We start from the raw sequence: 12,691 nt of genomic DNA on the forward strand, positions 1-12,691 counted from the left end.
TTGCCTACTTCCTGCGCAGCGCCTCGAGCAGCGCCACGGCGCGGTCGGTGCGCACGTCGTGCTCGGCGGCCATCTGTCTGGCCACGGTGTCGATCTCGTCGCCCGTGGCGCCCGCCACCAGCGCGATGTTGCGTGCGTGCAGCGCCATGTGGCCGCGCTGGATGCCTTCGGTGGCCAGTGCGCGCAGCGCGCCCAGGTTCTGCGCCAGGCCCACCGCCACCGCCACTTCGCCCAGCTCCTGCGCCGACTTCACGCCGAGGATCTTCAGTGCGAGCTGCGCCAGCGGGTGCGTCTTGGTCGCGCCGCCCACCAGGCCGACGGGCATCGGCATCTCGATGGTGCCGACCAGCGCGCCGCGGGTGTCCTTCTCCCAGGTGGTGAGCGAGGTGTAGCGGCCGCTGCGGCAGGCGTATGCGTGCGCGCCGGCCTCGACCGCGCGCCAGTCGTTGCCCGTGGCCACGATCACCGGGTCGATGCCGTTCATGATCCCCTTGTTGTGCGTGGCCGCGCGGTACGGGTCGATGGCCGCGAAGGTGTAGGCGTCGAGCACGCCCTCGACGATCTCCTCGCCGCTGCGCTCCTTGGTCTTGAGCACCTCGGGCGTGAGCCGCACGCGTGCGCGCGCCAGCCGCAGGTCGGCCAGGTTCGACAGGATGCGCAGGCGCACCGTGCCGCCGGTGAGCTTCTCCACCAGCGGCGAGACCGACTCGGCCATGGTGTTGACGGTGTTGGCGCCCATGGCGTCGCGCACGTCCACGATCAGGTGCATCACGATCATCGCGCCGCGCGGCGTGTCGGGGAACACGTGCACCTCGATGTCGCGGCAGCCGCCGCCCAGGCCGATGAGCACCTTGTCGCGGCTGTTGGCCACTTCCAGGATCTGGTCGCGCGCACGCAGCAGCGCCTGCCGTGCGCCGTAGGGGTCGGTCACGCCGAGCACCTGCACCTGCGCGCGCATGATCGGGCCGCTGCTGGAGGCCTCGAAGCCGCCGCCTTCGCGTGCCAGCTTGGCCATGAAGGAGGCCGCGGCCACCACCGAGGGCTCTTCCACCACCATCGGCACGAGGTAGTCGCGGCCGTTGACCTGGAAGTTGCCGCCGATGCCGAAGGGCAGCTCGAAGGTGCCGATCACGTTCTCGATCATGCCGTCGGCGCGCGCCAGCGGCAGCGCGCCGGGGGCGGCGAGCAGCGCCACCTCGTCGGCGCCGAGCGACGTGGCGCGCGCGACGTGCTCGAGGCGCTGCGCGGGGGTGAGTGCGCGGAAATTGGGGAGGCGGGAGTCGGCGACCATCGTTGCGCGTCTCTTCAGGAAAGTAGGGTTCGGGAGGCAGATTCGGGAGCAGGCAATTTAGGTCGGCTGTACCGCCGGCGGAAGGCACAGTTCGCCGGGACAGTGCGGACAGTGGGCCGCATCGGGCGGACGCTGTGTCACAGTCGCCACCCATGACGACCATCGCCGATTCGCTCGCCAGCACCCTCGAACGACAGATCGCCAGCGGCGCCTACAAGGCCGGCGACAAGCTCCCGTCGCTGCGCGAACTGGCGCAGCTGCACAACTACGCGAAGAACACCGTGGTGGCCGCCTTCGAGCTGCTGGTGTCGCGCGGGCTGGTGGAGCCGCGTCGCGGCTCGGGGTACTTCGTGCTCGCGCAGCAGAAGACGCCGAAGCCGGCCGAGGAGGACGCCGGCAGCCTCGGCCGCGCGATGGACATCGTGTGGCTCATGCGCGAGCAGCTCAAGAGCGAGCCCGACGCCATCGCGGTGGGCGACGGCTTTCCTCCGGTCGAATGGCTCTCCGACGTGCGCCTGGACAAATACCACCCCAAGGTGGTCCGCACGGGGCTCGGTGCGCTGTTCCGCTACGGCAGCCGCTTCGGCTACGCGCCGCTGCGCGACCACCTGGTGCGCAAGCTGGCCGATTTCGGCATCGGCGCGGAGCCGCGGCAGATCGTGCTCACGCACGGCGCGAACGAGGCGATGGACATCGTCATACGCTACTTCGTGCCGCCGGGCGGCAAGGTGCTGGTGGACGACCCCGGCTACTACCCGCTGTTCGGCAAGCTCAAGCTCGCGGGCGCGCAGATGCTGGCCGTGCCGCGGCTGGCCGACGGCCCCGACCTCGAGGCGCTGGAGCGCCTGCTCGTTGCCGAGCGTCCGCGGCTGTTCTTCACGCAGTCGATCGCGCACAACCCCACGGGCTCCGACATCTCGCCGGCCAAGGCCTTCCGCGTGCTGCAGCTGGCGCAGAAGCACGACCTGCTGATCGTCGAGAACGACCCGCTGGCCGACTTCAAGCCCACCTCGCTGCCGCGGCTGGCCGCGCTCGACCAGCTGGAGCGCACCATCTACATCGGGAGCTTTTCCAAGTCGTTCTCCGCGGCGCTGCGCGTGGGCTTCATCGCCTGCGGTGCCGACCTGGCGAGCGACCTGGCCGACCTGAAGGCGCTGATCCACGTGAGCAGTTCGGAATACAGCGAGCGCACCGTCGACGTGATCCTGAGCGAGGGCCACTACCAGCGGCACCTGAACCGGCTGCAGTCGCGCCTGGGCGAAGCCACGCGCAACGCGATCAGGCTGCTCGAGTCGGTCGATGCCGAGGTGTTCGCGCGCACCCCGCAGTCGCTCTACGTGTGGGCGGCGCTGCCCGGCGTGGCCGATTCGCTGGCCTTCGCCAAGGAACTGCTGCCGCGCAAGATCGTGATGGCGCCGGGACGCATCTTCAACGTCGACTCCACGCAGGTCTCGCGCTGGTCGCGCTTCAATGTCGGCGCCATGGCCGACCCGCGTTTCGCGAAGGCCCTGCGCCTCGCGTTGCGCAAGCGCGCCAGCGACTGAGGCCGCGCCTCAGCCGCGGTCGCCGAACCGGCCGTGGCGGCCCGCGCCCCCCGCGAAGCGCGCCGCACCGCGTTCGCCCTCGGCGAACACGATCGGCACGCCGTGCACGCCTTCGCTGCGCAGCGCCTCGGCCAGCGGCAGGTTCCACTGCGCATAGGCTGACGCGCGGTCGGCCAGCATGCACTGCTGGGGAAACGCCGCGATCTCGCGCGCCAGCTGCTGCGCTGCCGCGAGCGCGCCACCGGACGGCGTGGTGCGGTTCACCAGCCCCATCGAGAGGGCTTCGGGCGCGGCGACGGGCCGGCCCGTGAGGATCATGTCGAGCGCGCGTGCCATGCCGACGATGCGCGGCAGGCGAACCGTGCCGCCATCGATCAGCGGCACGCCCCAGCGCCGGCAGAACACGCCGAGCACCGCGTCCTCGTCGGCCACGCGCAGGTCGGCCAGCAGCGCGAGCTCGAGCCCGCCGGCCACCGCGTAGCCATTGATCGCTGCAATGAGCGGTTTCGACAGGGCCATGCGCGTCGGCCCCATCGGCCCGCTGCCGCCGCCTTCGGGGTCGAGCTCGTTGCGCTGCGCGGGGTCGCCCACGGCGGCCAGGTCGGCGCCCGCGCAGAAGTGGCCGCCCGCGCCGGCGAGCACCGCCACGCGCAGCGCGTCGTCGGCCTCGAAGCGCGCGAAGGCTTCGCGCAGTTCGGCGGCCATGGGGCCATGGACGGCATTGCGCTTGTCCGGGCGGTCCAGCGTGATCGTGCAGACGGTGTCTTCGGTGTCGTACCTCACATGCTGCATGGTCATGCCTCCGGGGTTTCAGCGTCAGGTGCTCAGGGCCGCACCACCTGCGCGTCGCCGGGGGTGCGCGCATGCAGGCGCGCCACCTCGGCGGCGCGCCGCACGAGCACCGCGCGCTGGTTGATGTAGCCCTTGTCGGTGATCTCGCCTGCGTCGAGGCTGGGCGGCTCGGCCAGCACCAGCGCGCAGGACGGGCACTGCGACGAGCCCGCGCCTTCGTCGCGCAGCGCGCGCAGCACGCCGGCGATGCGTTCGTCCATGGCCTCGGGCGGCAGTGCGGCGGCCTGCGGGCTGGGAAACACCAGCATGCCGACCTCGTCGCGGTCGTGGCCGGTGAGCACCACGTCCTGCACATGCGGTGCGAGCAGCGACACCAGCTTCACGCGCAGCGTGCCCACCGACACCCAGGTGCCGCTGGAGAGCTTGAAGTCTTCCGCCACGCGGCCGTTGAAGATCACGCCCTGCGCGGGCTCCTGCGGGTTCGCGAGGAAGCCGGCGTCGCCGATGCGGTAGTAGCCCTCCTCGTCGAAGGCCTCGGCGGTCTCGCGCGGCGCATCGCGGTAGCCCGGGAACACCGACACGCCCTTGACCCGCATCTCCAGCTTCTCGCCGTTGGGCACGAACTTCAGCTCCAGCCCCGGCAGCGGCGCGCCGATGCAGCCGGCGCCGTCGAGCTTCCAGTGCGCCGAGGTGATGGCGGGCGAGGTCTCGGTGGCGCCCCACGAGGTGGTGAGCCACAGCGGCCGCGCGGGCCGCACGCGGCGCGCCACCGCTTCGAGCCGCTGCCAGGTGGAGGGCGCCAGCGCCGCCGCCGCGTAGAAGGCCAGTCGCAGGCGCGAGAAGACCTCGGCGGCCAGCGCGTCGTCGGCCTCCAGGAAGGGCAGCAGCATGTCGAAGCCGCGCGGCACGTTGAACAGCAGCGTGGGCTTGACGTCGCGCAGGTTGCGCACGGTCTTCTCGATCAGGCCCGGCGCGGGCCGGCCCTCGTCGATGTAGAGCGCGCCGCCGTGGCACAGCACCATGTGCAGGTTGTGGTTGGCGCCGAAGGTGTGGCTCCAGGGCAGCCAGTCGACCAGCACCGGCTTCTCGTGCGCGAGGAAGCGCCAGGTCTGCGCCATCATCTGCTGGTTGGCGCACAGCATGCGGTGGGTGTTGACGACCACCTTGGGCTTGCCGGTGGAGCCGGAGGTCAGCAGGTACTTCGCGTGCGTGTCGGGCAGCACCTGCGCAAAGGCCTGCATCACCGCCGGCGTTTCGCTGGCGGCGAGCAGCCGGCCGAAGTCCAGCGCCCCGGCATGTGCGTCGGCGTTGCGGCTGAACACCGTCACCGCTTCCACGCCGCAGCCTGCCAGCGAACCGCCATAGACCCTGGCGTCCGATGCATAGATGAGCGCGGGCTTCAGCGCCTGCAGCATGCCGTGGAGCCGCGACGGGTCCTTGGCCATGCGCGAGTAGGCACTGGAAAGCGAACTCGCCGTGCGGCCGATGTGCATGGCGGCCAGCATCAGCACCGCGTGGTCGATGGCGTTGTCCGAAAGGATCACCACCGGCCTGCCGGCGGGGAGGTCCATGTCGAGCAGCGACTGCGCGACCGAGCCCACGGCCCGGCGCAGCGCGCGGTAGTCGAGCTTGCGCCAGCCTTCGCCGGACTCGTCGCGTTCGGCAAGCGCCAGCGCATCGGGCGTCTCGCGTGCCCAGCGTTCGAGCCATTCGCCGATGCAGCGTGCGTAGGGCTTCAGCGCCATCGGCGAGCGAAGCGCGAAGGAGCCGTCGTCGAAGTCGATGCGCACCGTGCGGGGCGGGGCGATCAGGTTTTCATCGAGAAGAAAGTCGGTCATGGGTGGTCGCCGCCGGGCCGCCGCAAAGCGGCAGGCCGGGGGCAGTCGTTTCAATCGAGTTTGCCGGTGCCGGCCTTGGCGCGAATCAGGTCTAACAGCAGGGTGTCGCGGGCGGATTCGAGCTCGGCCGTGCGGCGCGCACCCAGTTCCTCGGCCACGCCCTGCGCCACCTTCTGCCGGAGCTCCGGCGTCATCGACGGCGCGCCCAGGTCCTTCCACCAGTCCTCGATGGGGCCGCCCAGGTGCGCGAGCACATGCGCGATGCCGCCCGCGCCGCCCGAGAGGTGCAGGTTCATGAACGGACCCATCACCGCCCAGCGCAGGCCGGGGCCATGCGCGATGGCGGTGTCGATGTCGGCCACGCTCGCCACGCCCTCGTTCACCAGATGGAACGCCTCGCGCCACAGGGCCGCCTGCAGCCGGTTGGCGATGTGCCCCTTGACCTCGCGCTTCACGTGGATCGGCCGCTTGCCGATGGCCGCGTAGAAGGCCATCGTGCGTTCGATGGCCTCGGCCGAGGTCCGCTCGCCGCCGATCACTTCCACCAGCGGAATCAGGTGCGGCGGGTTGAACGGATGCCCCAGCACCACGCGCTGCGGATGCGCGCAGCCCGACTGCACGCCGCTGATCGCCAGGCCCGACGAACTCGACGCGAGGATGGTGTCCGGCGGTGCCGCCGCGTCCATGCGGCGGAACAGGTCGATCTTGAAGTCCATGCGCTCGGGGCCGTTCTCCTGCACGAAGTCGGCCACCGACACGGCGTCTTCCAGGCTGTCGTGGAAGCGCAGCCGGTCGACCGAGGCGCCCTCGGCCAGGCCGAAGCGCTGCAGCGTCGGCCAATGCTGCGCCACCGCGGCGCGCAGGCGCTCTTCCGCGCCGGGCGAAGGGTCGGTCGCATTCACGTCGAGGCCGTGGGCCAGGAAGTACGCGGCCCAGCTCGCACCGATCACGCCGGTGCCGACCACCGCGACGCGCTTCACGTCCGAAGAAAGGGGAGATGCATCGCTCATGCCGACTTCCACCGCGCGCAGCGGCTCTCCGCCCGGGTGGTCCATGCAGCCTCGCCGCGGATCGGCTCGACCACCTTGTAGTAGTCCCACGGCTCCTTCGACTCGGTCGGCGTCTTCACCTGCATCAGGTGCATGTCGTGCACCATCAGTCCGTCCTCGCGCAGCCAGCCGCCCTTGACGAACATGTCGTTGAACTTCGTCTTCCGCAGCTGCGCCATCACCTTGTCGGCGTCGTCGCTGCCCGCGGCCTTCACCGCCTGCAGGTACTGCAGCGCGGCGGAGTAGTCGCCGGCGTGGAACGAGGAGGGCATGCGCTTGTGCTTGTCGAAGAAGCGGCGTGCCCACTCGCGCGACTCGGGGCTCTGGTTCCAGTACCAGCTGTCGGTGAGGTACATGCCCTGCGAGCTCTTCAGGCCCAGCGCATGCACGTCGTTGATGGTGATGATCATGCCGGCCAGCTTCATGTTCTTGCTGATGCCGAACTCCGCCGCCGACTTGATGGCGTTCACCGTGTCGCCGCCCGCGTTCGCCAGCGCCAGAACCTGCGCCTTCGAGTTCTGCGCCTGCAGCATGAACGACGAGAAGTCGCTCGCGCCCAGCGGGTGCTTCACCGAGCCGGCCACCGTGCCGCCGCTGGCCTGCACGGTCTTGGTCGCGTCGGCCTGCAGCGCCGCGCCGAAGGCGTAGTCGGCCGCCACGAAGTACCAGCTCTTGCCGCCGGCCTTGACCACCGCGCTCGCGGTGCCGCGCGCCATGGCCACCGTGTCGTAGGCATAGTGCACCGTGTAGGGCGAGCAGTATTCGTTGGTGAGGCTCGAGGCGCCCGAACCCACCACGAAGTACGGCTTCTTCTTGTCGGCCGCCACGCCGGCCATGGCGATGGCCGCGCCCGAGTTCACGCCGCCGATCAGCATGTCGACCTTCTGCACGTCGAACCACTCGCGCGCCTTGGCGGCGGCGATGTCGGGCTTGTTCTGGTGGTCGGCCGTGACCAGCTCGATCTTCTTGCCGTCGATGGCGCCGCCCATGTCGGCGATGGCCATGCGGATCGCCTCGGCGCCGGCCGGACCGTCGTAGTCGCGGTACAGGCCCGACATGTCGCTGATGAAGCCGATGCGGATCGTGTCGTCTGAAACCTGGGCCGAGGCACTGGCCGCCAGGGCGGTGCCGAGCGCGAGGGCCAGGGTGGTGCGGGAAATGTTCATTCGATCTGTCTCCGTTCGTTGTCGTTGTCGTTGTCGTTGCTGTTCTCTTATTTTTCAGCCCAGAGCGAACTCGGGCCGCGGGCCGCCCGTGCGCGGCAGGCCCATGATCTGGCGCGCCTCGGCCGGCGTGGCCACCTCCATGTCGAGTTCGCGAATCACCCGCACGATGCGCTCGGTGAGCTGCACGTTGGTGGCCAGCTCGCCGTGGCGGAAGTACAGGTTGTCCTCCAGCCCCACGCGCGCATGGCCGCCCAGCAGCAGCGCCGCCACGTTGGCCTCGAGCTGCGACATGCCGATGCCGCTCACGCCGAAGATGGCACCCTTGGGCAACGTGTCGACCATCATCTGCAGGTTGCGCGGCGAGTACGGCATCGCGTTCTGGAAGTTGCGGTGCACGTTCATCACCAGGTTGATGAAGTAGGGCTCGTCGTCGTGGCCCTCGCCGATCAGCGTGGTCGTGTCCTGCAGGATGTGGGTGGGGCTGAACACCTCCCACTCGGGCTTGATGCCGCGCGCCTTCATGCCGGCGGCCAGTTCGCGGCCACGCGTGATCGGCGTGTCCATCAGGATCTGCTTGCCCTCGAAGCTCAGGTTGAGCGTGGTGGCGTCGAGCGTGCACATCTCGGCGCCGGCGTCCATGCCCTTGATGCGCTCTTCCCACGCGATTTCCCAGCGGTCGCCGGCCAGCGGCTTCACCATGTCGCCGTGCACGCCGCCGCCGGTGGAGTTGTTGATGACGATGTCGCAGCCGCCCGTGCGGATGCGGCTGTTGATGTCGCGGTACACGTCGGCGTTGCAGGTGGCGCCGTCGTCGGCGCGGCGCGCGTGGATCGCCACCACGCTGGCGCCGGCGTTCCAGCAGCGCAGCGTGTCGGCGGCGATCTCGGCGGGCTGGGTGGGAAGGTGGGGGTTCTGCGACTTGTGCGCCATGCCGCCGGTGGGGGCGATGGTCACGATCACTTTGCGCTTCGACATGGTCGGGTTCCTGTGTCTGTCTGGAGGTCTGTAGGTGGGGAGCGCGCCATTATTTTTTGGGGCGCCGGCGCACTCAGTCATCGCGACGACATTTCGGGGCAGGGTTTACCTGTGCCAGAAGCTAAAGTCGCCCTTGCCTTTCATTCCACTCTTGCGAAGTCATGCAAAAGGAGCACCCATGAAGCAACTGGCTCTGGCCCTGGTGGCCGCCGCCGCACTGGCATCGAACGGGGCCGCCGCACAGCCCGGGCCAGGCGCCAGCTGTGCGGCCAAGCGCGAGGCCATCGGGCGCGACATCGAGGCGGCCAAGGCCGACGGCCAGACCCAGCGCGTGCGCGGCCTGGAACGCGCGCTGGCCGAGGTGCGCCGCAACTGCAGCGACGCCAGGCTGGCGGCCGACCACCGCCAGCGCGTGCGCACCCAGGAACGCAAGGTGGCCGACCGCGAGCGCGAGCTGCGCGACGCCCAGCGCAAGGGCGACGCCGACAAGGTCGCCCGCCGCGAGGACAAGCTGCGCGAGGCGCAGGCCGAACTGCAGCGCATCAAGGACCTGCCGTAATTCCTTCTTTCTTTCCGCGCGCCGCGGCCCGCCCATGCCCACGACCACGCAAGTCTCTCCCCACGCTCCGCTGACCATCGCGCAACTGCTGCAGGGCTCGGCCTGGTTCCCGCTGCTCGACGTGGCCGCGGGCGAGCGCGTGCTCGACGAGATGCGCGAGGTCGAGGTGCCGGCCGGCGGCTCGCTGTGCCGCCGCGGCGACACGCCCGTGCACTGGTACGGCACCATCGACGGCCTGCTCAAGTGGTGCGTGACCTCGCCCGACGGACGCTCGGTGACGCTGGGCGGCCTGTCCAACGGCAGCTGGTTCGGCGAGGGCACGCTGTTGCGGGGCGTGCCGCGCACGGCGGACATCATCGCGCTGCGCCCGAGCCGCGTGGCGCTGATGCCGCTGGAAACCTTCCAATGGCTGCGCGCCACGCACCGCAGCTTCGACGACTTCCTGCTGCGCCAGATCAACGAGCGCATGCACTGGTTTCTCGGCAACTTCACTGCGCACCACCTGCTGGACACCGACAGCCAGGTCGCGCGCGCGCTTGTGGGTCTGTTCCACGAATGGCTGCATCCCGGCAGCGACCCGCACCTGGAGGTGTCCCAGGAGGAGATCGCCAATCTCTCGGGCCTGTCGCGCCAGCGCTGCAATGCCGCGTTGCGGCGGCTGGCGCTGGCCGGGCTGCTGCGCATCGAGTACGGCGGCATCACCGTGACCGACCTCGAAGGGCTGCGGCGGTTCGTCAGCGAGTGAGCTTCTGCGCTGCACCGAAGCCGCGGGAGTTGCTCCCTCTCCCCTTGGGGAGAGGGCGGGGTGAGGGTGGCGGCCTCCCACCAGGCGCCGCGCCTCATCTCAAGCACCAGCCCTCACCCTGGCCCTCTCCCGCAAGCGGGAGAGGGGACAAAAGCGAAGAGAAACGGTGTTGGGATTTGCTCCCTCTCCCCTCGGGGAGAGGGCTGGGGTGAGGGCCGCGGCGTTCGCTCTACCGCAGTGCTTTATTGAAGGCACCCCCTCACCCTGGCTTCCGCAAGCGGGAGAGGGGATAAGAGAAAGGAGGGCTGGCGATTCGCTCCCTCTGCCTAGGGACCACGCAGGGTCAGCGCGTATGGTGCGACACCGCCCGCTCGTACACCGGCGTGTCGATCCCTTCCATGCGTGCCTTCAGCTGCAGCGCCAGGAACTGCGAGTAGTGCCGCGACTGGTGCAGGTTGCCGCCGTGGATCCACAGGTTGTCGACCTGCGTGGGCTTCCACATGTTGCGCAGTTCGCCTTCCCACGGCCCCGGGTCCTTCGGCGTGTCGGAGCCCAGGCCCCAGCACTTGCCGACCTTGTCGGCGATCTCGGGCGAGATCAGGTCGGCGAGCCAGCCGTTCATCGAGCCGTAGCCGGTGGCGTACACCAGCAGGTCGGCCGGCAGCTCGGTGCCGTCGGTGAGCGTCACCGAGCGCTCGTTCACCCGCTCGATGTTCACGCCGCTCTTCAGGTGGATGCTGCCGTTGGCCACCAGTTCGGAGGCACCGACGTCGATGTAGTAGCCCGAGCCGCGCCGCAGGTACTTCATGAACAGGCCCGAGCCGTCCACGCCGAAGTCGAGCAGGAAGCCCGCCTTCTCGAGCCGCGCATACAGGTCGGCGTCGCGCTTCTTCATCTCGTCGTACACCGGGATGTGGAAGGTGTGCATGACCTTGTAGGGCACCGACGCGAAGATCAGGTCGGCCTTGTGGTGGTCGATGCCGCTCTTGACCGCCTGCTCGGAGTAGAGGCCGCCCAGCGCCAGTTCCATCAGCGACTGCGAGGGCGCGATGTGCGTCGACGAGCGCTGGATCATCGTCACGTCGGCGCCGTGCTCCCACAGCGCCGCGCAGATGTCGTGCGCCGAGTTGTTCGAGCCGAGCACCACGCATTTCTTGCCGGCGTAGGCCTCGGGCCCGGGGTGCTGGCTGGAGTGGTGCTGGTCGCCCTTGAAGTTCTCCGCGCCCGCCACCTTCGGCACGTTCGGGTAGCCCGACACGCCCAGCGCGAACACCAGCTGCCGCGGCCGCAGCACCACCGTCTTGCCCTCGCGCTCGACCGTCACTTCCCAGCGCTGCGCGGCCTCGTCGAAGCGCGCGTTCTTCGCGACGGTGGAGCTCCAGTAGTTGAGCTCCATGATCTTCGTGTACATCTCGAGCCAGTCGCCGATCTTGTCCTTGGGCGCGAACACCGGCCAGTCGTCGGGGAAGGGCATGTAGGGCAGGTGGTCGTACCAGACCGGGTCGTGCAGGCACAGCGACTTGTAGCGCTTGCGCCATGAGTCGCCGGCCTTGGCGTTGCGCTCCACGATGATGGTCGGCACGCCCAGCCGCCGAAGCCGCGCGCCGAGCGCGATGCCGCCCTGGCCGCCGCCGATGACCACCACCTCGGGCTGCTCGGTGTAGCCCAGCGCCGCCTCTTCGTCGCGGCGCTTCTCGAGCCAGTTCTTGCGACCCTTGTGCACGCCGTGCTCCGCGCCCTTCGCGCGGTTGTCGCCGGTCTTTTCCTCGAAGCCCTTCAGCTCGGTCATGGTGGTGAGCAGCGTCCAGGCCTTGCCATTGCGCAGGCGCAAGTGGCCGCGCCCGCGTGCCACGCGCGTCTCGAACGTGAACCACGCATCGACCACGCCGTCGGCCTCGGTGGCCTCGCCTTCCACCGCGAAGGCCGTGGGCCGCGTGTCGGCCAGCCGCGCCTTCAGCATCGCGCGGATGGCCTCGGGGCCTTCCTGCGTGCGGATGTTCCAGGTGAACGAGACAAGGTCGCGCCAGAAGCCGTCGGGCTCGAACAGCGAGACGGCCGCGTCGATGTCGCTGCGCGCGAGCGCGGCGGCGAAGTCGGCGAGCCATTGGGCGGCGGCCCGCGTGGGGCCGGTGGTCGGGTCGGTCATTGAATGTCTCCGTAGCGTCGTTGATGAATGCGCGGCGAGGCGCGGCATTCGTTGCGCAGCTTTCGTGCCGTGGGCGGCGGCACGGGAAATCAATGGCTTGGGCGGGTTTTTGTCGCAGTTTCCGGGGTTGTCGCATGTCGCATGCGACGGCGCCGAGACAGCTGTCTCACTTCACCGCGCGTCGGCCAGCGGCTCGCCGTCGCGCCAGAAGCCGTGCAGCTTCTTCCACCACCTCGCGCTCTCAGGCAGCAGGAACAACTCGAATTGCGCCGGCAACGTGTCCTTGCGGTGCATGTTCGCGTTCTGCATGTCTTCGAGCAGGCCGGCCGTCGCGGCTTCCCGTACGTAGGAGTCGCCTTCCACGTGCAACCTTTCCACCACGGCGAACACGCGCTGCAGGGTGGCTTTGTCGCCAGTGGCAAGCAGATCGCAGAGATGACGCACGAAGTCGCCGAGCACGATGTAGTAGTGAGGCGGCGGATCGTCCGAGTAGCCGGCCTCGAATTCCTTCCAATGGCCTGCAAAGCCGGGACTGGCGTCCACCAGCAACGGGGGCATTTGCGATGCGTCGATCATCGGCGTCTTG

At 69.5% G+C, this 12,691-nt stretch carries 11 protein-coding genes; 3 read left to right on the forward strand and 8 right to left on the reverse strand.

All coding sequences use genetic code 11. From position 1 onward, the window contains the following. Positions 1-4 precede the first annotated feature (4 nt). On the reverse strand, positions 5-1,291 hold the full coding sequence (locus tag AACL56_RS03010; protein ID WP_339088352.1) for a hydroxymethylglutaryl-CoA reductase, degradative: 1,287 nt from the start codon (positions 1,289-1,291) through the stop codon (positions 5-7). Positions 1,292-1,443: 152 nt separating this feature from the next. Here AACL56_RS03010 and AACL56_RS03015 point away from each other — a divergent pair, with 152 nt between their 5' ends. Next, positions 1,444-2,835 carry a PLP-dependent aminotransferase family protein gene (locus AACL56_RS03015; RefSeq protein ID WP_339088353.1) on the forward strand — a complete coding sequence of 464 codons (1,392 nt, stop codon included), beginning with the start codon at positions 1,444-1,446 and terminating at the stop codon, positions 2,833-2,835. Between the two features lie 9 nt (positions 2,836-2,844). On the opposite strand, the gene AACL56_RS03020 is transcribed toward AACL56_RS03015, so the two are convergent. Genes AACL56_RS03020 through AACL56_RS03040 form a run of 5 tightly spaced genes read right to left on the reverse strand, consistent with a single transcriptional unit; the run spans position 2,845 to position 8,655 of the window. After that, positions 2,845-3,633, reverse strand: coding sequence for a crotonase/enoyl-CoA hydratase family protein (locus AACL56_RS03020; protein ID WP_425336976.1), 789 nt, complete (start codon positions 3,631-3,633; stop codon positions 2,845-2,847). 26 nt (positions 3,634-3,659) lie between these two features. Next, positions 3,660-5,465, reverse strand: a complete 1,806-nt coding sequence (locus AACL56_RS03025; protein WP_339088355.1) for a feruloyl-CoA synthase — start codon at positions 5,463-5,465, stop codon at positions 3,660-3,662. 50 nt (positions 5,466-5,515) lie between these two features. Then, positions 5,516-6,475: a 3-hydroxyacyl-CoA dehydrogenase NAD-binding domain-containing protein gene (locus tag AACL56_RS03030; protein WP_339088356.1), complete on the reverse strand. Its 960-nt coding sequence runs from the start codon at positions 6,473-6,475 to the stop codon at positions 5,516-5,518. Further along, entirely contained in the window at positions 6,472-7,680 is a 1,209-nt protein-coding gene (locus AACL56_RS03035) for an ABC transporter substrate-binding protein (protein ID WP_339088357.1), read from the reverse strand. Before AACL56_RS03035 ends, AACL56_RS03030 begins: the two co-directional genes overlap by 4 nt. Before the next feature lie 54 nt (positions 7,681-7,734). Further along, a complete protein-coding gene (locus AACL56_RS03040; protein WP_339088358.1) occupies positions 7,735-8,655 on the reverse strand; it encodes a 3-keto-5-aminohexanoate cleavage protein in 921 nt (306 codons plus the stop codon). 178 nt (positions 8,656-8,833) lie between these two features. On the opposite strand from AACL56_RS03040, the gene AACL56_RS03045 reads away from it, so the two are divergent. Both AACL56_RS03045 and AACL56_RS03050 read left to right on the forward strand, forming a co-directional pair. After that, complete coding sequence (locus tag AACL56_RS03045) at positions 8,834-9,214, forward strand: DUF1090 domain-containing protein (protein WP_339088359.1); 381 nt, start codon at positions 8,834-8,836, stop codon at positions 9,212-9,214. A gap of 34 nt (positions 9,215-9,248) precedes the next feature. Beyond that, positions 9,249-9,959, forward strand: coding sequence for a Crp/Fnr family transcriptional regulator (locus AACL56_RS03050; RefSeq protein WP_339088360.1), 711 nt, complete (start codon positions 9,249-9,251; stop codon positions 9,957-9,959). Positions 9,960-10,302: 343 nt separating this feature from the next. Here the strand turns inward: AACL56_RS03050 and AACL56_RS03055 are convergent, their stop codons facing one another. Next, on the reverse strand, positions 10,303-12,105 hold the full coding sequence (locus tag AACL56_RS03055; protein WP_339088361.1) for an NAD(P)/FAD-dependent oxidoreductase: 1,803 nt from the start codon (positions 12,103-12,105) through the stop codon (positions 10,303-10,305). 171 nt (positions 12,106-12,276) lie between these two features. Next, positions 12,277-12,681 carry a DUF7674 family protein gene (locus AACL56_RS03060; RefSeq protein ID WP_339088362.1) on the reverse strand — a complete coding sequence of 135 codons (405 nt, stop codon included), beginning with the start codon at positions 12,679-12,681 and terminating at the stop codon, positions 12,277-12,279. Positions 12,682-12,691: the final 10 nt, after the last annotated feature.

Origin of the sequence: Variovorax paradoxus (genome assembly GCF_902712855.1) — a bacterium.
Taxonomy (GTDB): Bacteria; Pseudomonadota; Gammaproteobacteria; order Burkholderiales; family Burkholderiaceae_C; genus Variovorax; species Variovorax paradoxus_Q.

Coding starts and splice junctions, on each gene's coding strand:
- AACL56_RS03010 (WP_339088352.1), bottom strand. CDS start 1,291: ATGGTCGCCGACTCCCGCCTCCCCAATTTCCGCGCACTCACCCCCGCG.
- AACL56_RS03015 (WP_339088353.1), top strand. CDS start 1,444: ATGACGACCATCGCCGATTCGCTCGCCAGCACCCTCGAACGACAGATC.
- AACL56_RS03020 (WP_425336976.1), bottom strand. CDS start 3,633: ATGACCATGCAGCATGTGAGGTACGACACCGAAGACACCGTCTGCACG.
- AACL56_RS03025 (WP_339088355.1), bottom strand. CDS start 5,465: ATGACCGACTTTCTTCTCGATGAAAACCTGATCGCCCCGCCCCGCACG.
- AACL56_RS03030 (WP_339088356.1), bottom strand. CDS start 6,475: ATGAGCGATGCATCTCCCCTTTCTTCGGACGTGAAGCGCGTCGCGGTG.
- AACL56_RS03035 (WP_339088357.1), bottom strand. CDS start 7,680: ATGAACATTTCCCGCACCACCCTGGCCCTCGCGCTCGGCACCGCCCTG.
- AACL56_RS03040 (WP_339088358.1), bottom strand. CDS start 8,655: ATGTCGAAGCGCAAAGTGATCGTGACCATCGCCCCCACCGGCGGCATG.
- AACL56_RS03045 (WP_339088359.1), top strand. CDS start 8,834: ATGAAGCAACTGGCTCTGGCCCTGGTGGCCGCCGCCGCACTGGCATCG.
- AACL56_RS03050 (WP_339088360.1), top strand. CDS start 9,249: ATGCCCACGACCACGCAAGTCTCTCCCCACGCTCCGCTGACCATCGCG.
- AACL56_RS03055 (WP_339088361.1), bottom strand. CDS start 12,105: ATGACCGACCCGACCACCGGCCCCACGCGGGCCGCCGCCCAATGGCTC.
- AACL56_RS03060 (WP_339088362.1), bottom strand. CDS start 12,681: ATGATCGACGCATCGCAAATGCCCCCGTTGCTGGTGGACGCCAGTCCC.